General features: G+C 66.5%; 29 protein-coding genes. 17 read left to right on the top strand and 12 right to left on the bottom strand.

Going from position 1 to position 21,972, the window contains the following annotated elements; translation table 11 throughout:
* Window positions 1–45 precede the first annotated feature (45 nt).
* Genes ACZ1JS_RS08425 through ACZ1JS_RS08415 form a run of 3 tightly spaced genes read right to left on the bottom strand, consistent with a single transcriptional unit; the run spans window position 46 to window position 2,554 of the window.
* Window positions 46–927, bottom strand: a complete 882-nt coding sequence (locus ACZ1JS_RS08425; protein WP_465168530.1) for a hypothetical protein — start codon at window positions 925–927, stop codon at window positions 46–48.
* Entirely contained in the window at window positions 909–1,253 is a 345-nt protein-coding gene (locus ACZ1JS_RS08420; protein ID WP_465168529.1) for an MmcQ/YjbR family DNA-binding protein, read from the bottom strand. The genes ACZ1JS_RS08425 and ACZ1JS_RS08420 overlap by 19 nt, the downstream gene beginning before the upstream one ends.
* Window positions 1,250–2,554 carry a replication-associated recombination protein A gene (locus ACZ1JS_RS08415; RefSeq protein ID WP_465168528.1) on the bottom strand — a complete coding sequence of 435 codons (1,305 nt, stop codon included), beginning with the start codon at window positions 2,552–2,554 and terminating at the stop codon, window positions 1,250–1,252. The genes ACZ1JS_RS08420 and ACZ1JS_RS08415 overlap by 4 nt, the downstream gene beginning before the upstream one ends.
* A 97-nt stretch (window positions 2,555–2,651) precedes the next feature.
* Here ACZ1JS_RS08415 and ACZ1JS_RS08410 point away from each other — a divergent pair, with 97 nt between their 5' ends.
* The 9 genes from ACZ1JS_RS08410 to ACZ1JS_RS08370 all read left to right on the top strand — a co-directional run bounded on the left by ACZ1JS_RS08410 (window position 2,652) and on the right by ACZ1JS_RS08370 (window position 7,944).
* Window positions 2,652–3,197 carry a PadR family transcriptional regulator gene (locus ACZ1JS_RS08410; protein WP_465168527.1) on the top strand — a complete coding sequence of 182 codons (546 nt, stop codon included), beginning with the start codon at window positions 2,652–2,654 and terminating at the stop codon, window positions 3,195–3,197.
* Complete coding sequence (locus ACZ1JS_RS08405) at window positions 3,194–3,511, top strand: DUF2218 domain-containing protein (RefSeq protein WP_465168526.1); 318 nt, start codon at window positions 3,194–3,196, stop codon at window positions 3,509–3,511. Before ACZ1JS_RS08410 ends, ACZ1JS_RS08405 begins: the two co-directional genes overlap by 4 nt.
* Before the next feature lie 31 nt (window positions 3,512–3,542).
* The gene (locus ACZ1JS_RS08400; protein ID WP_465168525.1) at window positions 3,543–3,809 is read left to right on the top strand and encodes a UvrB/UvrC motif-containing protein; all 267 of its coding nucleotides are present in this window, start codon (window positions 3,543–3,545) and stop codon (window positions 3,807–3,809) included.
* A 138-nt stretch (window positions 3,810–3,947) separates the two neighbouring features.
* Window positions 3,948–4,376, top strand: a complete 429-nt coding sequence (locus ACZ1JS_RS08395) for a MerC domain-containing protein (protein WP_465168524.1) — start codon at window positions 3,948–3,950, stop codon at window positions 4,374–4,376.
* Between the two features lie 40 nt (window positions 4,377–4,416).
* Window positions 4,417–4,887: a Fur family transcriptional regulator gene (locus ACZ1JS_RS08390; RefSeq protein WP_465168523.1), complete on the top strand. Its 471-nt coding sequence runs from the start codon at window positions 4,417–4,419 to the stop codon at window positions 4,885–4,887.
* 86 nt (window positions 4,888–4,973) lie between these two features.
* Window positions 4,974–6,896: a 1-deoxy-D-xylulose-5-phosphate synthase gene (gene dxs / locus ACZ1JS_RS08385; RefSeq protein WP_465168522.1), complete on the top strand. Its 1,923-nt coding sequence runs from the start codon at window positions 4,974–4,976 to the stop codon at window positions 6,894–6,896.
* On the top strand, window positions 6,893–7,312 hold the full coding sequence (locus ACZ1JS_RS08380) for a hypothetical protein (RefSeq protein ID WP_465168521.1): 420 nt from the start codon (window positions 6,893–6,895) through the stop codon (window positions 7,310–7,312). The genes dxs and ACZ1JS_RS08380 overlap by 4 nt, the downstream gene beginning before the upstream one ends.
* 24 nt (window positions 7,313–7,336) lie before the next feature.
* A complete protein-coding gene (locus ACZ1JS_RS08375; protein ID WP_465168520.1) occupies window positions 7,337–7,549 on the top strand; it encodes an AbrB/MazE/SpoVT family DNA-binding domain-containing protein in 213 nt (70 codons plus the stop codon).
* Window positions 7,546–7,944 carry a PIN domain-containing protein gene (locus ACZ1JS_RS08370; RefSeq protein WP_465168519.1) on the top strand — a complete coding sequence of 133 codons (399 nt, stop codon included), beginning with the start codon at window positions 7,546–7,548 and terminating at the stop codon, window positions 7,942–7,944. The genes ACZ1JS_RS08375 and ACZ1JS_RS08370 overlap by 4 nt, the downstream gene beginning before the upstream one ends.
* On the opposite strand, the gene ACZ1JS_RS08365 is transcribed toward ACZ1JS_RS08370, so the two are convergent.
* Entirely contained in the window at window positions 7,941–8,597 is a 657-nt protein-coding gene (locus tag ACZ1JS_RS08365) for an RBBP9/YdeN family alpha/beta hydrolase (RefSeq protein ID WP_465168518.1), read from the bottom strand. The two genes, ACZ1JS_RS08370 and ACZ1JS_RS08365, sit on opposite strands and share 4 nt — an antisense overlap.
* A gap of 179 nt (window positions 8,598–8,776) precedes the next feature.
* On the opposite strand from ACZ1JS_RS08365, the gene ACZ1JS_RS08360 reads away from it, so the two are divergent.
* The 6 genes from ACZ1JS_RS08360 (at window position 8,777) to bla (ending at window position 12,718) form a co-directional block, all read left to right on the top strand.
* Complete coding sequence (locus tag ACZ1JS_RS08360; protein ID WP_465168517.1) at window positions 8,777–9,523, top strand: TlyA family RNA methyltransferase; 747 nt, start codon at window positions 8,777–8,779, stop codon at window positions 9,521–9,523.
* An 81-nt stretch (window positions 9,524–9,604) separates the two neighbouring features.
* Complete coding sequence (locus ACZ1JS_RS08355; protein ID WP_465168516.1) at window positions 9,605–10,159, top strand: TspO/MBR family protein; 555 nt, start codon at window positions 9,605–9,607, stop codon at window positions 10,157–10,159.
* Window positions 10,160–10,199: 40 nt separating this feature from the next.
* Window positions 10,200–10,496, top strand: a complete 297-nt coding sequence (locus ACZ1JS_RS08350) for an accessory factor UbiK family protein (protein WP_345878408.1) — start codon at window positions 10,200–10,202, stop codon at window positions 10,494–10,496.
* Window positions 10,497–10,560: 64 nt separating this feature from the next.
* Window positions 10,561–11,061, top strand: a complete 501-nt coding sequence (locus ACZ1JS_RS08345) for a type III secretion system chaperone family protein (protein ID WP_465168515.1) — start codon at window positions 10,561–10,563, stop codon at window positions 11,059–11,061.
* Window positions 11,058–11,867, top strand: coding sequence for a pyrroline-5-carboxylate reductase (gene proC / locus ACZ1JS_RS08340; protein ID WP_465168514.1), 810 nt, complete (start codon window positions 11,058–11,060; stop codon window positions 11,865–11,867). The genes ACZ1JS_RS08345 and proC overlap by 4 nt, the downstream gene beginning before the upstream one ends.
* Window positions 11,864–12,718: a subclass B3 metallo-beta-lactamase gene (gene bla, locus ACZ1JS_RS08335; protein ID WP_465168513.1), complete on the top strand. Its 855-nt coding sequence runs from the start codon at window positions 11,864–11,866 to the stop codon at window positions 12,716–12,718. The genes proC and bla overlap by 4 nt, the downstream gene beginning before the upstream one ends.
* Before the next feature lies 1 nt (window position 12,719).
* Here the strand turns inward: bla and ACZ1JS_RS08330 are convergent, their stop codons facing one another.
* Window positions 12,720–13,223, bottom strand: coding sequence for a MarR family winged helix-turn-helix transcriptional regulator (locus tag ACZ1JS_RS08330; RefSeq protein WP_465168512.1), 504 nt, complete (start codon window positions 13,221–13,223; stop codon window positions 12,720–12,722).
* A 58-nt stretch (window positions 13,224–13,281) separates the two neighbouring features.
* On the opposite strand from ACZ1JS_RS08330, the gene ACZ1JS_RS08325 reads away from it, so the two are divergent.
* On the top strand, window positions 13,282–14,370 hold the full coding sequence (locus tag ACZ1JS_RS08325; RefSeq protein ID WP_465168511.1) for a branched-chain amino acid aminotransferase: 1,089 nt from the start codon (window positions 13,282–13,284) through the stop codon (window positions 14,368–14,370).
* Between the two features lie 80 nt (window positions 14,371–14,450).
* Here the strand turns inward: ACZ1JS_RS08325 and ACZ1JS_RS08320 are convergent, their stop codons facing one another.
* From ACZ1JS_RS08320 to ACZ1JS_RS08305, 4 genes are all read right to left on the bottom strand, one after another.
* The gene (locus ACZ1JS_RS08320; protein ID WP_465168510.1) at window positions 14,451–15,629 is read right to left on the bottom strand and encodes an acetyl-CoA C-acyltransferase; all 1,179 of its coding nucleotides are present in this window, start codon (window positions 15,627–15,629) and stop codon (window positions 14,451–14,453) included.
* A gap of 14 nt (window positions 15,630–15,643) precedes the next feature.
* Complete coding sequence (locus ACZ1JS_RS08315; protein WP_465168509.1) at window positions 15,644–16,099, bottom strand: MaoC family dehydratase; 456 nt, start codon at window positions 16,097–16,099, stop codon at window positions 15,644–15,646.
* Between the two features lie 125 nt (window positions 16,100–16,224).
* Entirely contained in the window at window positions 16,225–17,376 is a 1,152-nt protein-coding gene (locus tag ACZ1JS_RS08310; RefSeq protein WP_465168508.1) for a mechanosensitive ion channel family protein, read from the bottom strand.
* A gap of 9 nt (window positions 17,377–17,385) precedes the next feature.
* Window positions 17,386–18,414, bottom strand: coding sequence for a DNA topoisomerase IB (locus ACZ1JS_RS08305; RefSeq protein WP_465168507.1), 1,029 nt, complete (start codon window positions 18,412–18,414; stop codon window positions 17,386–17,388).
* 105 nt (window positions 18,415–18,519) lie between these two features.
* Here ACZ1JS_RS08305 and ACZ1JS_RS08300 point away from each other — a divergent pair, with 105 nt between their 5' ends.
* Window positions 18,520–19,074: a type 1 glutamine amidotransferase domain-containing protein gene (locus tag ACZ1JS_RS08300; protein ID WP_242116511.1), complete on the top strand. Its 555-nt coding sequence runs from the start codon at window positions 18,520–18,522 to the stop codon at window positions 19,072–19,074.
* A gap of 273 nt (window positions 19,075–19,347) precedes the next feature.
* Here ACZ1JS_RS08300 and ACZ1JS_RS08295 read toward each other — a convergent pair whose 3' ends face one another.
* Genes ACZ1JS_RS08295 through ACZ1JS_RS08285 form a run of 3 tightly spaced genes read right to left on the bottom strand, consistent with a single transcriptional unit; the run spans window position 19,348 to window position 21,888 of the window.
* Window positions 19,348–20,445 (bottom strand): acyltransferase family protein, encoded by a 1,098-nt coding sequence (locus ACZ1JS_RS08295; protein WP_465168506.1) that lies wholly within the window; start codon window positions 20,443–20,445, stop codon window positions 19,348–19,350.
* Entirely contained in the window at window positions 20,400–21,755 is a 1,356-nt protein-coding gene (locus tag ACZ1JS_RS08290; protein ID WP_465168505.1) for a DUF5935 domain-containing protein, read from the bottom strand. Before ACZ1JS_RS08290 ends, ACZ1JS_RS08295 begins: the two co-directional genes overlap by 46 nt.
* Window positions 21,748–21,888, bottom strand: coding sequence for a hypothetical protein (locus ACZ1JS_RS08285; RefSeq protein ID WP_465168504.1), 141 nt, complete (start codon window positions 21,886–21,888; stop codon window positions 21,748–21,750). The genes ACZ1JS_RS08290 and ACZ1JS_RS08285 overlap by 8 nt, the downstream gene beginning before the upstream one ends.
* Between the last annotated feature and the right edge of the window lie 84 nt (window positions 21,889–21,972).

The raw sequence follows: 21,972 nt of genomic DNA, 5'->3' as shown, positions 1-21,972 counted from the left end.
CCAAGGCGGATCGGCCAACACAACGCCGGGTTGCGGGGCCGGCCGCTACCGGACGCCGAACGTCCAACCCTCGGACCGCGCTACTTCCGCCGTCAGCCCGGGCGGTGCCCACAGCGCCGCATCGCCCGCCACCGTCCGCAGCCACGCCGCGCTCAACAGCGCGTCGGTCGCATGGTCGTCGTAGCGCGTGATCGGTAGATGCGCCGCGCTGCCCAGCACCGCCAGCGCCGCATCCAGCGCCGCCGGATCGCGCAGCTTGCTCAGCCCCTTGCGCACCCCGGCCGCCCGCGCCGCGATCGTGGTATAGAGTTCGACGATCACCGGACCGGTCGCTGGCACCGGATCGAACGGCCAGACCGCTATCCTGCCCGCCAGTCGATGCAGCACGCGCATGCCAGTGAGGCTCGATTTCCCGACCTGCGCCGCGCCGACCAGGTTGAAGCAACTGGTGGGTGACAGACCGGCCAGCAACTGCCGTTCCTCGCACACGCGCAACCGTCCGCGGCCGGTGCCGAACCGGTCGCCGCACGCGCGCTGCCGCCGGAAATGGCGCGACAATTCCGCGTCCGCCACCACCGACGACGCAGCGAGATACGGATCGTCGGCACTCATCAGATCCACCATCGCCCATAGCGATCGCGCATCCCCGGGCGATCCGTCCCAGCCCGGAAAATAGCTGTCCCGATCGAGAAACGGCAGCGCCGGCGACAGGTCGAGCCCGACCAGCATATCGGCCTGCGCATCGGCCAGTTCCACCAGCCAGTCGAGCACCGCGTCCCGCGACCATCCGCCCTCGCGCTCGACCAGCACCGGTCCGTCATCGCCCACCTCGGCGACCGCCAGCCCCTTGGGCCGTGCCACCGCCTGTCCCGACCAGTCGATCGCCGCGAACCGGGTGAAACGCCGCGTCAGGGTCGCGCGCCCCATGCCTTGCGCTGCGTGATGGTCGCCCGGTCCCACCATGCCCGGCGGAGCAAGGTCGCGATCCGGTCGCCCGCGCCGGTGCCATAGCGCACCAGCACCACCGGCCAGCCGCGATAATGATCGGTTTCCCAGAAGGTCGCGGGATCGGTCTCGATCAGCATGTCCTTCTCACCCTCCGCGACATGCAGCACGAAACTGCCCGGATCGGGTGCGGTCGTACCGGCCAGCGTCTTGCCGCGAAACCGCAGCGCCGGCTGGCCATAGCTGCTGCCTTGCTCGACGCCCGGCAGCGCACCGCCGATCGCGACGACCTCCGCCCAATCCCTCACGACTGCCGCCGTTCGTCCCACCACGCCATGCGCTCGGCGATGCGCTGTTCGAACCCGCGACCGGTCGGTTCGTAGAAACGCTTGGGCGTCATCTCCTCGGGCCAGTAATTGGCGCCCGAAAACCCGTCCGCATGGTCGTGGTCATAGGCATAGCCCTTGCCATAGCCGATATCCTTCATCAGCCGGGTCGGCGCGTTCAGGATCGATGGCGGCGGCATCAGCGATCCCGTGTCGCGCGCGCTGGCAAAGGCGGCCTTCTGCGCCTTGTAGGCCGCATTCGATTTGGGGGCGGTCGCAAGGTACAGGCACGCCTGCACGATCGCCAACTCGCCCTCGGGACTGCCGAGAAAGTCGTATGCGTCCTTGGCGGCGAGGCATTGCACCAGCGCCTGCGGATCGGCGAGGCCGATATCCTCGCTGGCAAAGCGCGTCAGTCGGCGAAGGACATAGAGCGGTTCCTCGCCCGCCGTCAGCATCCGCGCCATATAATAGAGTGCCGCCTGCGGGTCCGATCCGCGCAGCGATTTGTGCAGCGCCGAGATCAGGTTGTAATGCCCCTCGCGGTCCTTGTCGTACACCGCGACCCGCCGCTGCAGCAGCGTCGACAGCCCGGCCGGATCGAGCGGTTCGGGCAGGTGGATCGAGAACAGCGTCTCCGCCTGGTTGAGCAGGAACCGCCCGTCGCCATCGGCGCTCGCCACCAATGCCGCGCGCGCTGCGTCATCGAGGGGCAGGGGGCGTTCCTCCGTCGCCTCGGCCCGCGTCAGCAATTCGTTCAGCGCCGTCGCATCGAGCCGGTGCAGGATCAGCACCTGTGCCCGGCTGAGCAGCGCCGCGTTCAGTTCGAACGACGGGTTCTCGGTCGTCGCCCCGACCAGCGTGACCGTCCCGTCCTCGACATAAGGCAGGAAGCCATCCTGTTGCGCGCGATTGAAGCGGTGGATCTCGTCCACGAACAACAGCGTGCGTTTGCCGATCCGGCCATGGTCGCGCGCTTCCGCGAACACCTTCTTCAGATCGGCGACGCCCGAGAATACCGCCGAAATCTGGGCATAGCGCAAGCCCACCGCATCGGCGAGCAGCCGCGCGATCGTCGTCTTGCCGGTGCCGGGCGGCCCCCACAATATCATCGACGAAAGCTTTCCCGCCGCGACCATCCGCCCGATCGCGCCATCCGCGCCGGTAAGGTGATCCTGCCCGACGACCTCGGCCAGGGTTGTTGGCCGCAACCGGTCGGCAAGCGGCCCGCCGGTCGGCGTCTCGGGCGGGGGCGGGGCGAAGTCGGCGAAAAGGTCGGCCATGGCGGCAATATAGGGCGCGCGAAAAAAGCCGAAAGCCGCTCTTGCATCCGACCGTCCGAGATATATCTTGGCGTTCAAGATATATCGGAGAATGATAATGCGTTTTGGAATGGGATATGATTCATGGACCGGCGGTCCGGGCATGGGCGGACGCGGGCGGCATGGTGGCCTACGCGGACCGCGCGGCCGGGTGCTGGGTGGTGACGAACTGAGGCTGGTGCTGCTGGCGCTGATCGCAGAGACGCCGCGCCATGGTTACGATCTGATCCGCGCGATCGAGGCACGGACCGGCGGCGCCTATGCTCCCAGCCCCGGCGTCGTCTATCCCACGCTGACGCTGCTGACCGACATGGGCCTGATCGAGGAGCAGGCGAGCGAAGGCACGCGTAAGCTGTTCGCGGCGACGCAAGCCGGGACCGCACAGCTGGCGACCGATGCGGCGCAGGTCGGTGAATTGTTCGAACGACTCACCGCGCTGGGCGAACACCGCGCCCGCACCGATGCCGGCCCGATCCACCGCGCCCGCGCAAATTTGCGCGCCGCCATCCACCACCGGCTGTCTGCGCCTGACGTCGACACCGAAACCCTGCACCGCGTCGCCGCTATTCTCGACGAAGCTGCACAGAAGGTAGAACGCCTGTGACCGGACATACCGCCACCGCGACCGTCCCGACCGCCCATGCCAGCCGGTATCTGCAACAGTTGTGCAAGCATTGGCAGCACAACCTGACCGTCGAATATGACGCGAACCACGGCACCGTCGTCTTCCCCCGCGACGCGCGGGGCGCGGATCATCCTGCCGATGCGCTGGTGACGTTCGATGCTGGTGACGAAGCGCTGACCGTCCGTATCGATGCGAGTTCGACCGAACAGCTCGAAGGATTGGAAGGCGCAGTCGCTCGCCATCTCGACCGGTTCGCGTTTCGCGAAGCACCGCTCGCCTTCGACTGGCGATGAGGCGCCGCGGGGCTTCGTGCGTTGAAGGCGCATGACCGATTCGATCGAAGCCCTGCGTCAGCAGATGGAGGCCGCCGCCGCCGCGATGGATTTCGAAACCGCGTCGCGGTTGCGCGACCGGATCAATCTGTTGCGCGGCGGTGCGGCGGAGGAAGCGGCGCAGGCTGCCGACACCGCCGGCCTGACCCGCCAGCAACCGGGCGCGATGGGGCTGGGCACCAGCCGCCAGCGCGTCGAACCGCCCAAGGGGTGGAAGCCGCCGAAAAAGCCCGACCTGATGGTCACCCGTAAACGTTGACCTGGGTCTGGAACGCCTGACCGCAATGTCGTCACGGACTTGATCCTGCCAAAGGAGCGATCGTCCAGAAGCGTTGTTTTTCAATTCGCTGCCGATTCCGGCGTCGAACCAAAGCCACACCGCCTCGTTCAGTCGTCGATGAAGCGTTATGTTGTATCTTCTCGCGATCCGGGGCATAAGGCGGCGATGCGCAGTTCCGCCGCCCGAACCTGGTTGCACCAAGGTCGCCTCGATCGTGTCGGCATGTTGCTGTCGGCGCTCTGCGCGGTGCATTGCGTGACGACGATCGCGGTGATGGCGTTGCTTGCCTCGGTCGGCGGCGCGTTGCTGCACCCCGCCATTCATGAAGTCGGTCTGGTCTTTGCGGTGCTGCTCGGCATCGTCGCGCTGGGGGCGGGCTATCTGCGCCATGGTCAGCGTCTGCCGACCGCGATCGGTGGCATCGGGCTGGCGATCATGGCGCTGGCGCTGACCCTGCCGCACGGCGTTCCGGAAGCGATCGCGACGCTCAGCGGCGTCGCGCTGCTGGCGTACGGACACCATCTTAACCGCCGCGCCGGCTGCTGACCCGCTTGCCGCCCTGCATGCAGGCGCTTATCTCGGATCAATGGCGCACGAGCATCACGAACATCATGGCCCGGAATGGAACAAGGCGGCCGAAGCGGCGCTGACCCGTGCGGGCGAACAATGGACGGCGATGCGCGCCAGCATTTTCGACGTGCTCGCTTCGTTCGACAAACCCGCTTCCGCCTATGACATCGCCGATGCCGTGTCGAAGGCACAGGGGCGGCGCGTCGCCCCCAACAGCGTCTATCGCATTCTCGACCTGTTCGTGAACGCGAACCTCGCCCGCCGGGTCGAAAGCGCCAATGCCTATCTGGCGAACAGCCATCCCGACTGTATCCATGACTGCATCTTCCTCGTCTGCGACCGGTGCGGACAGACCACGCATATCGACGACGACCGCATTACCGGCAGCGTCCGCACCGCCGCCAGCGGTGCCGGCTTCACCCCCGTCCGTCCCGTGATTGAGGTCAGGGGCACTTGCGCCGATTGTGCAAAATCGGTGCAGGAATAACGCTTTCCCGAAGCATCACCGTGCTTTGTCCGCTTGCGATGCCACGAACAATCGACACTGTGCTTTACCTGCGATAAGCACGGGCGATGGCCGATCCAACCAACACGCCGCTGCTCGATACCGTTCAGACGCCCGCCGATCTTCGCAAGCTCGCCGCCGGCGATTTGCGGCAACTCGCCGATGAATTGCGACAGGAAACCATCAGCGCGGTCGGTACGACCGGTGGCCATCTCGGCTCGGGTCTCGGCGTCGTCGAACTGACGGTCGCGATTCATTATGTGTTCGATACGCCCGCCGACCGCCTCGTCTGGGACGTCGGCCATCAATGCTATCCGCACAAGATCCTGACCGGCCGCCGCGACCGCATTCGCACGCTGCGGCAGGGTGGGGGCCTGTCAGGCTTCACCAAACGGTCGGAAAGCGAATACGACCCGTTCGGCGCGGCGCACAGCTCGACCTCGATCTCGGCGGCACTGGGCTTTGCCGTCGCCAACAAGATCGCGGGTACGCCGGGCAAGGGGATCGCCGTGATCGGCGACGGCGCCATGTCGGCCGGCATGGCCTATGAGGCGATGAACAACGCCGAACAGGCGGGCAACCGTCTGGTCGTCATCCTGAACGACAACGACATGTCGATTGCGCCGCCGGTCGGTGGCCTGTCGGCCTATCTGTCGCGGATCGTATCGAGCCGGGAATTTCTCGGCATCCGCGAGGCGTTCAAGAAGATCGCCCGACGCCTGCCGCGTCCGCTGCATACCGCCGCGCGCAAGACCGACGAATTCGCCCGCGGCATGGCGACCGGCGGTACCTTGTTCGAGGAACTCGGATTCTATTATGTCGGCCCGATCGACGGTCATAATCTCGATCATCTGATCCCGGTCCTCGAAAATGTCCGCGATGCCGAGGAAGGACCCATCCTCGTCCATGTCGTGACCAAGAAGGGCAAGGGCTATGCCCCGGCCGAGGCGGCGGCCGACAAATATCATGGCGTGCAGAAGTTCGACGTCATCACCGGTACGCAGGTGAAGGCACCCGCCGGCCCGCCGCAATATCAGAACGTGTTCGGCGAGACGCTGACCAAACTCGCCGGGACCGACGACCGCATCTGCGCGATCACCGCCGCCATGCCCTCGGGTACCGGCCTCGACAAGTTCGCCAAGGCGCATCCGGCCCGGTTCTTCGACGTCGGTATCGCCGAACAGCATGCGGTGACCTTTGCCGCCGGGCTGGCGGCGCAGGGCATGCGTCCGTTCTGCGCGATCTATTCGACCTTCCTGCAGCGCGCCTATGACCAGGTCGTGCACGACGTCTGTATCCAGAACCTGCCGGTCCGCTTCGCGATCGACCGCGCGGGGCTGGTCGGGGCCGACGGCGCTACCCATGCCGGCAGCTTCGATGTGACCTATCTCGCCACCCTGCCGAACATGGTGGTGATGGCCGCGGCGGATGAGGCCGAACTGGTCCACATGACCTATACCGCCGCCGAATATGACGCCGGCCCGATCGCGGTCCGCTATCCGCGCGGCAACGGGGTCGGCGTCGCGCTGCCGGAGGTTCCGCAGAAGCTGGAGATCGGCAAGGGCCGTCTGGTCTGCGAAGGCAACAAGATCGCGATCCTGTCGCTGGGCACCCGGCTGGAGGAGGCGCTCAAGGCCGCCGATGCGCTGGAGGCGAAGGGGCTGTCGACGACCGTCGCCGACCTGCGCTTCGCCAAGCCGCTCGACGAAGCGATGATCCGCCGCCTGCTGACGAGCCACGAGGTCGCGGTAACGGTCGAGGAAGGCGCGGTCGGCGGGCTCGGCGCGCACGTCCTGACCTTCGCCAGCGACTCCGGCCTGATCGACGCCGGCCTGAAACTGAGGACCATGCGTCTACCAGACACCTTCCAGGACCAGGACAACCCGCAAAAACAATATGACGAAGCCGGCCTCAACGCGCCGCAGATCGTCGACACCGTGCTCGGCGCGCTGCGCTGGAACGAGAGTGGGGCCACCGAAGTCCGCGCATGACCGGCCCGCAAAAGGCGGTCGCGATCATCGCGCTGGCGGTGGTCGCGGTCGGCTGGTTCAACTGGCGGATGTGGCGGCGGTTTCGCGCGGCCAAAGCGTATCGGGCGGGTTGGAACGCGGCGGATTTCGACGCGATGGTCGCTGAAAATGGCGTTTCGCCGCCGGTAGCGACGCTGGCCCGCGACCTGGTTGCGCCTTATTACGGACAGGGTGTCGTCCCGCATCCCGACGACGATTTCGCCCGGTTCTTGATGATCGACGACGAAGAGGTTGCCGATCTGGTCGAGTCTGGCTGGGAACGGCTGGGCTTGGCGCCGCCGACCCTCGCTGCTCCGGTCGAACTGCCACCGATCAAGGACGTCCGCGACCTTGCCATCTACCTTCAGTCGGTTGTCAACGGCTCGCGCCCGGCGTAATTTCTCTCGTGAAGGAGAAGCCGGGTGAACGTCGAAAAGATCGGCGACAAGCTCGCCATCGTCATTCCTCACGACGTCGCCGAAACGCTCGGCCTGCACGAGGGCGACAGCGTCGAGGTTCGGCGGAGTGTCGCCCCCTCACCGATCCCGTGCCGAAGCGATGGCCGCCATGCGCGCGCTTTCGCGCCCCCTGCCGCCGGGTATAAGTTCGATCGCGAGGAGGCCAACGCGCGTTGAGCGCTGACTTTCTCGACACGAATATCTTGATCTACGCGCTCGGCGACGATGGCAAGGCGGTGCGTGCCCAAGCGATTCTGGAGGAAGGCGGCACGATCGGCGTTCAGTCGCTAAACATGTTCGCGACGGTCGCACGACGGAAACTGCGCTATGACTGGCCGGCGATCCACCGCGCGATCGCAGCGTTGCGCGTGCTGTGCCCGACGATCGTCCCGCTGACCGACGCCATCCATCGCGACGGCCTGCGGATCGCCGAACGCTATCGCCTTGCCATCTACGTCAGCATGATCGTCGCCGCCGCGCTGGCGGCGGGATGCGACCGGTTGTGGAGCGAGGACCTTCAGCACGGGCTCGTGATCGACGCCCGGCTGAACGTCGCCAACCCCTTCGTCTAGCGGAGAAACTGCCCCTGCGCCGCTTCGGTCGCGTTGACGGCCAGCACCGACCGCGCATCGCTGGGATGGCGGATATGGCCATGGCCATCGCCCGACGCGGCGATGACCCGGTCGAGCAGTTCCTGCCCCTCTTCCCACCAGCCGATGCCGCTGGCGGCGTTCAGATGCCCCTGCGCGCCGGCATCGACGAAATGGCTGCCCCAATCGACCGCCATCGAATGTGCCCGCTCGATCGACACCCATGGATCGTCGGTCGATGCGACCACCAACGAGGGGAAGGGCAGCGAGAAGCGTGGCGTCGGGGCGAAACCCTGCAATTCGGGCGGTGCGCCGGGACGATCGACATCCGCCGGCGCGACCAGCAAGGCACCGGCCACCGGCCAGCCATAAGGTTGCGACGACAGTTGCGCCCACCATGCGACGGCAAGGCAGCCGAGCGAATGCGCCGCCAGCACTACCGGCGCCTGTGCTTGCCGGATCGCCTGGTCCAGCTTGGTCACCCATGCATTGCGCAACGGCCGCGACCACAATCCCAGTTCGACGCGCGCCGTGTCCGGCCGCGATTGTTCCCACAGAGTCTGCCAGTGTGACGGCCCGGAGCCGTTCAACCCGGGCACGGTCAGCACCGTCGGGGGTGTCGAAAACTGCGCCATCGTCACTCTCCTGCGGTTCGGTTCGAAACGGTGAAGGCCGACCCGTCAGCTTTAGGGAGGGGGTCGGGTCCGGGTCAGCCTCCGATGCACAAGATATTCCTACTGATTGAATAGGCAATAGGCATTCGTCCAACGGATCAAGGGTTGCGACCAGTCGAAAGTCGGGCCATGCGCGTGTCATGGCAAAGCAACGCGCGGACCAGATGCTCGTCGATCGCGGCCTCGCCGAGAGCCGCACCCGCGCACAGGCACTCATCATGGCAGGGCTGGTGTTCGTCGGCGACCGCAAGGTCGACAAGCCGGGCCAGCAACTGCCCGACGATGCGGTGCTCGACGTGCGCGGGCGCGATCATCCATGGGTATCGCGTGGCGGGGTCAAGCTGGCACACGGCCTCGCTCATTTCGGCTGGGACGTGGCGCAGGCGGTCGCGATCGATGTCGGATCGTCGACCGGCGGCTTTACCGACGTGCTGCTGACCGGCGGGGCGACACGCGTCTATGCGGTCGACAGCGGCACCAACCAGCTCTCGTGGAAGCTGCGCCAGGATCCGCGCGTCGTCGTCCTCGAGCAGTTGAGCGCGCGGCTGCTGACGCCGGCCCACATCCCTGAGCCGGTCGATCTGGTCGTCTGCGACGCCAGCTTCATCGCCCTGTCCAAAGTATTGGCCGTGCCCCTCGGCTTCGTGAAGCCCGACGGACGCCTGCTCGCGCTGATCAAGCCGCAGTTCGAGGCGGGGCGCGAAGAGGTCGGCAAGGGTGGCGTGGTCCGCGATCCCGCCATACACGCGCGGGTCTGCGACGAAGTCTCGGCATGGCTGACGGGCATGGGCTGGCAGGTGATCGGCATCGATCGTAGCCCGATTACCGGTCCCGAAGGTAATATCGAGTTCCTGATCGCCGCCACAGCGCCCGAATCCGCCGCTTAGGCTTGCAATGACGCAGCGCACGCAGCAAGCAATGCCGCCTGAACGGCCGCGCATCGGGCGGGGCCGGCACCGGGGGGCGGGATGAACGAAATCGCGTCGAAGTGGCAGTTGCGTTCGGAGTTCCTGCGGCGGGCCGTGGTGTGCGTGCCGCTGATCCTGTTGTTGGGTTTCGCATCCGGCCAATTGGTGGCGTCGGGCAGCCAGAACGGCTGGTACCGCATGCTGCAACAGCCGCCGGTCGGGCCGCCCGAATGGGCGTTTCCGGTGGTGTGGTCGATCCTCTACGTCCTGCTCGGCCTTGCGCTCGCCATCGTCCTGAGCGCGCGCGGCGCGCGGGGGCGTGGGGTCGCGATCGGACTGTTCGTCGTGCAGATGGTGCTGAACCTGATCTGGTCGCCGCTGTTCTTCGGCGCGCATCAGGTGACGGCGGCACTGTTCGTGGTCGTCGCGCTCTTCTTCGTGGCGCTGGGGACGACCTTCGCCTTTGGTCGCATCCGCCCGCTCGCGGCGTGGCTGCTGGTGCCGTATCTGGCGTGGCTGGTGGTCGCATCGGCGCTCAACTGGCAGATCGACCGGCTCAATCCCGACGCCGAAACCCTTGTGCCGGCGGCCCATTCCACCCAAATCGCACTTTGACGGCGGGCGGATTGACGCCCAGCCAAAGGAAGGATTTCCCATGCAGTCCGACAATCGCCTGTTCGACGATTTCGCCAAGTTCGTGAACGGCGCCGCCGGCACCATCGCCGGCATGGCCCGCGAAGGCGAAGCGGCTGCGCGTGAGCGGGCCAAGACGTTCCTCGGCGGCATGGATTTCGTCAGCCGCGACGAATTCGAGGTGGTGAAGGCCATGGCCGTCGCCGCCCGCGACGAAGCCGATGCCCTGCGCGCCCGGCTCGACGCACTGGAAGCCCGCCAGAGCGTCGCGCAGCCGGTCTCTCCCGATGCGCCCGGCGCGGGTGAGGGCGCGCTCTGATTCGCGCCGCGCGTCGCGCGCCTTGGCGCGTGACGGGGGCAGTGCGCGGGTCTATGGCGTGGGGATGATGTTGGACGAAGTGGAAGAGGACGGCGACGACGCCGTGCCGATCGATACGCTGGAGCGCTATTTCGCGGCGCACGGCTGGAAACATGAGCGTGACGGCGACGAGATCGTCGCGAATGTGAAGGGGAGCTGGACCGAATTCGAACTCCGCGCGATCTGGCGCGGAGAAGACGGCGTCCTGCAATTCCTCGCGCTCCCCGATATCCGCGTCGCCGACGAACGGCGCGGCGCGATCTACGAAGCCATCGGCCTGATCAACGAACAGCTCTGGATCGGCCATTTCGAACTTTGGTCGTCGAGCGGCATCCTGCTTTATCGCCATGCGGCGATGCTGGGGGACGAACCGGCGCTGACCATCGATCAGGCCGAATTGATGATCGATGCCGCGATTGACGAATGCGAACGCTTCTATCCGGTGTTCCAGTTCGTGCTGTGGGGCGGCAAGACGCCGAAGGAAGCGATCGCCGCGTCGATGATCGAGACGCAGGGCGAGGCATGATCGTCCTGCCCGGACCGCTGTGGCTGATCGGCTGCGGTAATATGGGCGGGGCGATGCTCGATCGATGGATCGCCGATGGCATCGATCCGGCGGCGGTCACGGTCATCACCCGGACGCCGCGCGACCTGCCCGCCGGCGTCGCCCATGCGACCACGCCGCCGGTCGAGCGGCCGGCGATCGTCGTACTGGCGATGAAGCCACAACAACTCGACACCGTCGCGTCCGCGCTCGCACCGCACATTGCCGGCGTGCCGCTGCTGATATCGATCCTCGCCGGCGTCGAGGAAGCTGCGCTGGCCGACCGGTTCGATGCCGGGACGATAGTCCGTGCGATGCCCAATCTGCCCGTGGCGATCGGGCAGGGGGTCGTCGCGCTGCATTCGCACGGATCGGATGCGGACGCACGCACGACGGCAGAGACGTTGATGCGTCCCCTGGGGCTCGTCGAATGGATCGATGATGCCACGCTGTTCGACGCGGTCACGGCATTGTCGGGATGCGGTCCGGGCTTCGTGTTCCGCTTCATCGACGCGCTGGCGGCAGCGGGCACGGCACTTGGCCTGCCGGAAGCGCAGGCGCAGCGGCTCGCCATCGCCACGGTGCAGGGATCGGCGACGATGGCGGCCGGTGCCGATGTCGCGCCCGCGACGCTGGCCGATCGTGTCGCCAGCCCCGGCGGTTCGACACGACAGGGATTGAACGTCCTCGACGACGGCGATGCGCTCAAACGGCTCCTCGCCGCGACGCTGGCTGCTTCCGAACGGCGCAATGCCGAGATGGCGGCGGCGGCGCGGATTGGGGCATGATCGTCGCCGCCTTGCTCGCGGTCGCCGCACCGCTTGCTCCCCCCGCCGATGTAGCCGCTCGTGCGCGGCAATGCGCCGGGAAGGACGGTTGGAGCGATCCCGCCCCGCCGGTCCGCATCTACGGTAACGTCTATGATATCGGCACCTGCGGCATCACCGTGCTGCTGATTGCCGGACCGAAAGGGCATATCGTCATCGACGCCGCGACCGCCGAGGCGGTACCGTCGATCGTCGCCAACATCCGCAGGCTCGGCTTCCGACCGCACGACGTGAAGCTGCTGCTGATGAGCCACAGCCATATCGATCATGCCGGCGGCCTCGCCGGACTTCGCCGTGCGACCGGCGCGACACTGCTCGCCAGTGCCGCCGCGCGCGAGGTGGTCGAGCGCGGCCGGTTCGCCGCCGACGATCCGCAGCGCGACATCCTGTCCCCCGTGGAACGCGTGTCCGCAGGCGGCATCCTGACCGACGGACAGCCGGTGACGCTCGGTCCGCTCCGGCTGACCGCACATCTGACCCCCGGCCATTCGCCCGACGGGATGAGCTGGTCGTGGCGGTCGTGCGAAGGCGGAACGTGCCGCACCATCGTCTTCGCCGACAGCCTGTCGGCGGTATCGTCGGACGCGTATCGCTTTCGCGACCATCCGGCCTATGTCGCGCGGCTGCGCAAGACGATCGCCAAGGTCGCGGCACTCCCCTGCGACATCCTCCTTACCCCGCATCCGGACGCGAGCGACATGGCCGAACGGCTGGCACGCACCAAGCCGCTGGTCGACCCGAACGGCTGCCGGACCTATGCCGCCGCCGCGACCCAGCGCCTCGACAAACGCCTCGCCGACGAAGCGCGCTGACCTACCGCCCGAGCGCCGCTACCGCCGCCTTGTCCCCCGCCGGGATCAGCCCCTCGAGCACTGCCCAGAAGCCGCTGACCGCATCCTGCCCAGCGCCCGAATAAGCGCGCGACAATTTGGCGTTCAACATCTCGTACAACCGCGCCTCCAGCGCCTGTCCCTCGGGCGTCAGTTTCAGCAATCGCTGCCGCGCATCGCGGTCGCCTGCGCGGCTCTCCACCAGCCCGCGCGCCGACAGGTCGTTCAACACCCGGCCCAGCGATTGTTTGGTGATCGCCAGCAACCGCAGCAACTCGCTGACCGACAAATCGGGCCGCCGCGCGATGAAATACAGCGCCCGGTGATGCGCCCGGCCCAGATTCTGCGCCGCCAGTTCTTCGTCGATCGACCGCGTCAAATGGCTGTAGCCGAAATAAAGCAATTCGATCCCGCGCCTTACCTCAGCCTCGCGCAGGAACAGCGCGGAAGCGGCCATGGGCTGGGCGGGCGATATTGGGGCAGTCATGTTGACCATTTCTGCCATCCGGCCTAGTCCACCGCAAGCATTCATCCATGAGGACGCCATGACGCAGCCGACCTTCGCCTTCGAACCCCATGCGACCCCGGTCGCGGCGAGCGAGCGGGCGGCGCGGATCGTAAATCCCGGCTTCGGGCGCGTCTTCACCGACCATATGGCGACGATGCGCTGGTCGGAGGACAAGGGCTGGCACGATGCGAAGATCACCGCGCGCGCGCCGATCGTCATGGACCCCGCCGCCGCCGTCCTCCATTATGCGCAGGAAATCTTCGAGGGGCTGAAGGCCTATACCCTGCCCGATGGCGGTGTCGCGCTGTTCCGTGCCGAACAGAATGCCGCCCGCTTCCGCCGCTCGGCGCACCGGCTCGCCATGGCCGAACTGCCCGACGATCTGTTCGTCGCCTCGTGCCGCGAACTGACGCTGGCCGAGCGCGACTGGATCCCGGCCGGGGAGGGCAGCGCCTTGTACTTGCGCCCCTTCATGATCGCGAGCGAGACATTCCTCGGCGTGAAGCCCTCGGCGGAATATCTTTACTGCGTCATCGCTTCGGCGGTCGGCAATTACTGGCCCGGCGGTGCCAAGAGCGTGTCGCTCTGGGTGTCGAAGGAATTCACCCGCGCTGCGCCCGGTGGCACCGGCGATGCCAAGTGCGGCGGCAATTACGCCGCGAGCCTGCTCGCCCAGTCGGAAGCGATCCGGCAGGGTTGCGATCAGGTCGTGTTCCTCGACGCGGCCGAGCGCCGCTGGGTCGAGGAACTGGGCGGCATGAACATCTTCTTCGTGTTCGACGACGGCACGATGCTCACTCCGCCGCTGACCGGCACGATCCTGCCCGGCATCACCCGCGATTCGATCCTGACGCTGGCGCGCGATCAGGGGATCGAGGTCCGCGAGGAACGCTATTCGATCGACCAGTGGCAGGCCGACGCCGCCAGCGGCCGTCTGGTCGAGGCGTTCGCCTGCGGCACCGCCGCCGTCGTCACCCCGATCGGCAAGGTGTCGTCGGCGGACTTCAGCTTCCAGATCGGCGACGGCCAGCCGGGCGAGCGCACCCAGGCGCTGCTCAAGCAACTGACCGACATCCAGCGCGGCCGCAGCAACGACCCGCACGGCTGGATGCAACGCATCGGCTAAAAAAAATGCCCTCTCCCCCATGGGGGAGAGGGTTGGGAGAGGGGGAGTAAGCGCGGCCGGCGGCCAGCCGCCCCCCTATGTCAAAGCACCTCGAACAAGCCGGCAGCCCCCATGCCGCCGCCGACGCACATCGTCACCACGACATATTTGACGCCGCGCCGCTTGCCCTCGATCAGCGCATGGCCGGTCATCCGCGCGCCCGACATGCCGTAGGGGTGCCCGATCGAGATCGCGCCGCCATTGACGTTCAGCCGGTCGTTCGGGATGCCCAGCACGTCCTGGCAATGCAGCACCTGCACCGCGAACGCCTCGTTCAGCTCCCACAGCCCGATATCGTCCACGCCCAAGTCGAAGCGCTCGAGCAGCTTCGGCACCGCATAGATCGGCCCGATGCCCATCTCATCGGGCTTGGTGCCCGCCACCGCCATGCCGACATAGCGGCCCAGCGGCTGCAACCCGCGCGCCGACGCGACCGACTCTTCCATCAGCACGCAGGACGACGACCCGTCCGACAACTGGCTGGCATTGCCCGCGGTGATGACCGCCTGTTCGCCCATCACGGGTTTGAGCGACTGCAACCCCTCCAGCGTCGTGTCGGCGCGGTTGCCCTCGTCCTTGGTCAGCGTGACTTCGTGCGTCGACACTTCCTTGGTCGCCTTGTCGACGACGTTCATCGTCGCGGTCACCGCGACCAGTTCGGCATCGAACCGTCCGGCGGCCTGGGCGGCGGCGGTGCGCTGCTGCGACTGGAGCGCATATTCGTCCTGCCGATCGCGCGAAATGCCGTAGCGTTTGGCGACGACCTCCGCCGTCTGGAGCATCGGCATATAGATATCGCCCTGCATCGCCAGCAATTCGGGATCGGCGGCGATCCGCATCTGCGGCGTCTGGACGAGGCTGATCGATTCGACACCGCCCGCGACGCAAATGTCCATGCGGTCGTGGACGATCTGCTTGGCGGCGGTGGCGATCGCCATCAGTCCGCTGGCACATTGCCGGTCGATCGACATGCCTGACACCGTCACCGGCAGCCCGGCCCGCAACGCCGCCTGACGCGCGATATTGCCCGCCTGATGCCCCTGCTGCAGCGCCGCGCCGAACAGCACGTCGTCGACCTCGCCCCCCTCGATCCCGGCGCGTTCGACCGCCGCACGGATCGAATGCGCCGCCAGCGTCGGTGCGGGCAGGTTGTTGAACGCCCCGCGATAGGCGCGGCCGATCGGGGTACGGGCGGTCGAAACGATGACGGCTGAGCGCATGATGGTCCTCGGGTTCAGGTGAAGATCTGGCTGATCCATTCGGCGATCAGCGCGGGTTGGTCGCTGCCGTCGACCTCGACGGCATAGGTGATGGTCTGCTGCCACTGGCCGGGCCGCTTCTGGTCGAGCGCCATCAGCGTGAAGCGCCCGCGAATGCGCGACCCCGACCGCACCGGCCGGACGAAACGCACGCGGTTGCCGCCATAATTGATTTCCATGCGCGCACCCGACACCGCCGGCATCCCGCTGCTCGCCGCCAGTTTCGGCAGCAGCGACAACAGCAGGAAGCCGTGCGCGATGGTGCCGCCGAACGGCGTCGCGGCGGCGGCGTGCGGGTCGACATGGATGAACTGGTGATCGGCGGTCGCATCGGCAAAGGCGGTGATCCGCGCCTGGTCGAGCAGCATCCAGTCCGACAGCCATTCGCTGCCGATCCGTTCCGCCATCGCCTCCGCCGTGATCGCCGTCACCGACCTCTCCCTCGTTCGGGGGAAGCATAGCGGCACGACCCGCGCAATCGCAAGCGGGAACACACCGAAACCGGGAAACTGGCATCGTCGACGTCCCGGCGACCCAAACCCTATGTTCGAAAAATTCAGCTTGCCGCAGCGGCAGGGTCGACGATCGACCCATCGGCACGCGCCGTCAGATTGACCTGCGTCGGATAGGCGATCTCGATCCCCTCGGCATTGAAGCGCCGCAAAATGGCGATGCCGACCGCGGTCCGCCCGTCGTAGAACGCCGCATAATCGACGCCCGGCGAATCGAAGATCACTTCGAAATCGAGGCTCGACGCCCCGAAGCCGACAAAGCCGCAGCGTACGAACACGCGCTGTTCGGCCTCGACGATCTCGCGCAGCATCGCCGGGATCCGCGCGCAGGTGTCGGGATCGGTCTGATAGGTGACGCCGATCAGGAACGACGCGCGGCGATGCTCGCGGCGGCTGTTGTTGGTGATCTCCTTGTCGAGCAGATTCTTGTTCGAGATGATCCGCTCTTCGCCGGTGATCGACCGGATGCGCGTCGATTTCAGCCCGATTTCAGCGATCGATCCGTTGGTCTGGTCGTAGCTGACATTGTCGCCGCGCCGGAACGGCTTGTCGAAGATGATCGACAGCGCCGCGAACAGATCGGCGAAGATTCCCTGCGCCGCCAGGCCGATAGCGATGCCGCCGACACCCAGCCCCGCGACCAGTCCGGTGACGTTCACCCCCAGATTGTCGAGCACCACGATCAGCGCGATCGAGAACAATGCGAAGGTGACCAGCAACCGGATCAGCCCCATCGCCGATGCCAGCGCCTCGCCATGATAATGGTCGCTCGCCGTCCGCCGCTCGACCACGCCGAGGATCACTTCGCGCGCCCAGATCGCCGCCTGGAACACGGCCGCGACGGTGAACAGGAACTCGATCGTCGCCGTCACCATCGGCGGCGCGCTGGCATAGCCGTCGACCAGTTTCGCGGCGAGCATCACCATGAAGAAGAGGCTGGTCCGCGCCACCGCCCGTCCGGCGACCGTTCCCCATCCGGCGCGGTCGTTGCGACACAGCCGCAAGCCCCAGCGCCGAACGACCAGCAGCACGACGACGATCGCCGCGCCGACGCCGATTGCCACCAATACCTGCAACCAGTTGTCCGCGATCCACCGGGCGCTGTCCTGGAACAGCAGCCGTGCCTGCGCCTGTGCCTGATCGGCGTTGAAACTCTTTTCGACCGTCGCGGCGGGCGAACTGCTATTGACGGTCATGCGATCCTTTCAGGCGGCTTCGGCGACCTTGGCCTGCGCTTCGAGCAGCGCGATCAGCCCGCGTTCGTGACGGCTGAGATGTTTCGCGGAGCGGGGCAGGCGCAGCGTTTCGCGGAACGCGGTCTGCCCGTCCTTGACCAGATCGATCAGCAAGGGGTGGACATAGGATTTGCGCGCGATCGCTGGCGTATTGCCCAGCGCATCGACCACCGGGCCGAGCATCGTCTTCAGGCTGATGTCCTGCTCCGCCTCGGCCAGCGAGGTGAAGGCCAGCACGCTCGCCCCCCATGTCCGGAAATGCTTGGCGGTAAAGTCCCCGCCCATCGCCTCGCGGATATAGGCGTTGACGTCGCTGGAGGTGACCGGATGTGTCTCGCCCTCGGCATCGACCCAGCGGAACAGATGCTGGCCCGGCAGATCCTGGCACTTGCGCACGAAACTGGCGAGCGACCGATCGGTGATGGTCAGCATCCGCAGCTTCCCCGACTTCGCCTTATACTGCAATTTCAAACGGGTACCGGTCAGCTTGGCGTGGCGCTTGCGCAACGTCGTCGCGCCGAAACTCTTGTTGACCCGCGCATAGCCTTCATTGCCGACGCGCACCCGGCCCAGATCGAGCAGCCGCACCACCGCCGCCACCGCCCGTTCGCGCGACAGTGCGCGCTTGGCCAGATCGCGCTCGACCTGCGCGCGCAGCTTGGGCAGCGCATGGCCGAACGCGGCGCAGCGATCATATTTCGCCGTCTCCTGCGCCTCGCGAAAATCGGCGTGGTAACGATATTGCTTGCGGCCCTTGTCGTCCCACCCGATCGCCTGGATATGGCCGGACGGATCGGGGCAATACCATGCGTCACGATAGGCGGGGGGCAGGCCGATGGCGTTCAGCCGGTCGATCTCGTCGCGATCGGTGATCCGTTCGCCGTCCGCGTCATAATAGCCCCAGCCGCGCGTCAGCTTCTTGCGGGTGATCCCCGCCGCCTCGCAATCGGAAAAGTTGCAGCCGGCGGGGCAGGGGAGGTCGTCTTCGGCTGTGTCCATCGGGCTGTCCCTGCAGATGACCCGATCAATGTTCGGCTCGTCGCTTCGTTCCGGAACCCGGCAGGAGCCGGCCGGTTAGGAGCGCACCGTAACAGGAGATTACCGATGGCCGACCTCGCCAATGCCCGCGTGCTGATCCTCGCCGCCGACGGGTTCGAGGAATCCGAACTGTTCGACCCGCGTCAGGCGCTGCTCGACGCCGGGGCGCAGGTGACGCTTGCCTCGATCAAGACCGATCCGATCCAGGGCGTCGTCAACGACAGTGAAAAGGCGCGGACGATCACGCCAGACCTGACTCTCGACGACGTGGATACCGAACAATTCGACGCGCTGCTGCTGCCCGGTGGCGTCGGCAATCCCGACAAGATGCGCATGGAGGAACGCGCGGTCGAGATCGTCAGCGAGTTCATGGACGATGACAAGATCGTCGCCGCCATCTGTCACGCCCCGTGGTTGCTGGTCGAGGCCGATGTCGTCGACGGCCGACGCGTGACCAGCTGGCCGTCCGTGCGCACCGACCTTGAAAACGCCGGTGCCGAAGTGGTCGACGAACAGGTCGTGATCGACGGCAACCTCATCACCAGCCGCAAGCCCGACGACATTCCCGCCTTTTCGAAGGCGATGATCGAGGCGATCGAAAGCGAACTGGCCGAGGCGTAAGCGGGGTGGGGCGGAGCATCCTCCGCCCCGCTACCCCTGGGTCCCCTTCTTTCCAGCACATGTGCGGAAGCAGGACCCGGCATGAGGCCAAGGCCGCCGCTATCTAGCCTTGCCCGTACCCCGGCGAAGGCCGGGGCCGAGTTGGGGGACGTTCGTACGTCATCGAAAAGCTTCACCAACTGGACCCCGGCCTCCGCCGGGGTGCGCCGAGCGCGAAACTATCGGCACGATGTCCGCAACGCTCCCGATCGGATCCGACGCGACCAGCCGACGTTACGCCACCGCCACCCGCCGCCGCTCCCACAGCCGGTTGACCCATCCCTGCGCCGGTCGCTCCACCACGCGATACAGCACCTCCGAAGACGCGATCACCGCGACGACATACAGCGCCAGCACCCATAGCGGCGCCACCGCCGCATTGGCGACGAACACCAGCTTGAACACGAACCACAGCAGGAAATGGCCGAGATAGGTGGCATAGCTGATCTCGCCCAGCCGGTGGATCGGCCACCATTCGAGTGGGTTGCTCCGCCGGTTCGACAGGATCGCGCAGGCCAGCAGCAGGCACGCCAGCGCCGGCGGCAGGGCATAGGGTTCTGGCAGCAGCCGCAACCCCCATCCGACGACCAACGCGCCGGCCAGTACCACTGCCGCGCCGGCAATCGCATCGCGTTGCCGCCACCGCACCCATAGCGCGCCGATTGCGGTCCCCGCCGCGAACTGGATCACGCACCGCGCCACCGCGAAGCGCCGCAGGTCGACGCCCAGCCCGTCCTGCCCGGCAAAAGGCAGCAATCCGAACAGCAGCACCGCGACCACCGCGATCAGCGCCCAGCTCGGCATGCGCCGCCAGTCGATCGTCACCGCCAGCACCGGGAACAGCAGATACGCCGCCGATTCCGCCGAAATCGACCATGCCGGATCGTTCCAAGCCAGCGGCTCGACGAACCCCCAGCTTTGCAACAGCACGATATGGAGCGGCAGATCGGCGAACGGGAAGCGATCGATATTGCGCCCGCTCGCCGCCAGCACGACCGCCAGCACCACCGCGCACGCAAGGACGAACAGGTGCAGCGGCCAGATGCGCGCCATCCGCTTCCACAGGAAGCGCCCGGCCTCGGCGAAGCCGCGCTCCCGGAACCGCTGTCCCCATGACAGCCAGATCACGAACCCCGACAGCAGGAAGAAGAAATCGACCGCGAGATATCCCTTGGCGATCGCCGATTCGACCGCAGGATGCAGCGCGCCCATCGATCCGCGCAGATGGAACAACACCACCCACCATGCCGCGACCCCGCGCGCACCGGTCAGCGCCTTCAACTCGTTCATGCCGCCATCGTCCCCGCCCTGCGCCGTTGCAGCGGTCGCCATGCCGCCTCGGCCCGTTTGCGCGCCAGATAGGTGTCGAGGCCGATCTGCGCGCCGATCAGCATGAAGACAAAAGGTTGAAAAGCGATGGCGACGAAGTTCGCGCCGAACAGATAGACGATATGCCCGTTCTGCAGCGCGGCGGCGAGTGGTACGACCCATGCCTCGCCGGCATCGGCCTTCGCATAGCGCCGCCGGAGCACTTCCATCCGGAACAGCCCGCCCAGATTGATCGCCAGCCACAGGAACAGTCCCGGCCAGCCCTGTTCACCCAGCATCTCGAAATAGGCCGAGTGATAGGCCCGCGCCTTGTCGACCTCGAGGCTGCGCTCGACCGTCTGGTTGCCGCCTTCGCCGACCACCGCGACCTTCTCATAACGGATGCGGTTCTGCAGGAACGCGTTGAATCCGCCACCGAACGGGTTCTGCTGCACATAGTCGAGCGTCCATGCCCATACCGCCAGCCGCGTCGATGCCGATGCGTCGGCCTGATAGGTGCCGATCGTCTCCATCCGCTGGGTGAAGCCGGAGGGGAGGAAGGGCAGCGCGAGCATCCCCGCCGCCCCGGCCAGCGCGAGATAGGTCAGCCGCCGCTTGACGTCGCGCAACATCAGCAGGCCGAGCAGGCCGATGCACAGCAACCCGGTCCGCGTCGACGTGCCGACCGGGATCAGCAGGCAGGAGAAGACCAGCGCGAAGCAGAAGGTCCGCACCCGCCAGTCGGCCGCGAACACCGTGCCGAAGCGGCTGAACCACAGGATCAGCGGAATGATCGCGATCGCGACCGTCGAGATGGTCGACCCTTCGTACAGCCCGGCATTGTTCGACACCATCAGGTTTAGCTCGCCATAGCCGCCCCCCGACCCCAGCGTCTTGATCCCGCCGACGATGATGATTGACGCTGCCGACAGCACCATGAACAGCAACAGCGATTCGATGCGCAACCTTGTCCGCAGCGTGAGGGGGAGGAAGATGGCGAAGGCCAGCGCCTTCCACACCCATTCCCATTTATATTGCGCATCGACCGGAAAATCGGCGGTTCTGGTCGTCCACAGGCAGTAGAAGAGCAGCGCCAGCATCAGCATCTGGCGTGGTGCGATCCGCGTGTCGCGCTTGTCGTCGACCACCACCCACGCTACGACCGACAACCCCGCCGCGATCAGCGAAATCGGCACCGAATTCAGCAGGATATAGGTCAGCCGCTGCGGCGAGACGATATCGATATAGACGTATGTGAGCACGAACACGAACGGCCGGCGCAACCCGGCCGCGAACAACGCGCACAGAAACGCGACGAAAACTAGGTCACGCACCCGGACGCCGACCCCGCCGCACCCGCACCCTGGCCGGCTCGCCCTCGCGATCCAGATCGTCGCGCCGGAGCAATCGCCACACCGTCAGCAGCATGAGGAAATGCGTGAGGCCCAGCGAGAAATTGTCGATCATCAGCCGCCCCTTTCGCGTTCACCACCACTATAGACCGGCGAAGTTGCTGCGACGTTAAGCGCGATGGCGAGCGGGGGCCAGCCG

The sequence above is a fragment of the Sphingomonas sp. BL-S-05 genome, from assembly GCF_055521695.1.
The sequence above is the reverse complement of the archived record's forward strand: the minus strand, read 5'-3'. Positions and strand labels throughout refer to the sequence as shown.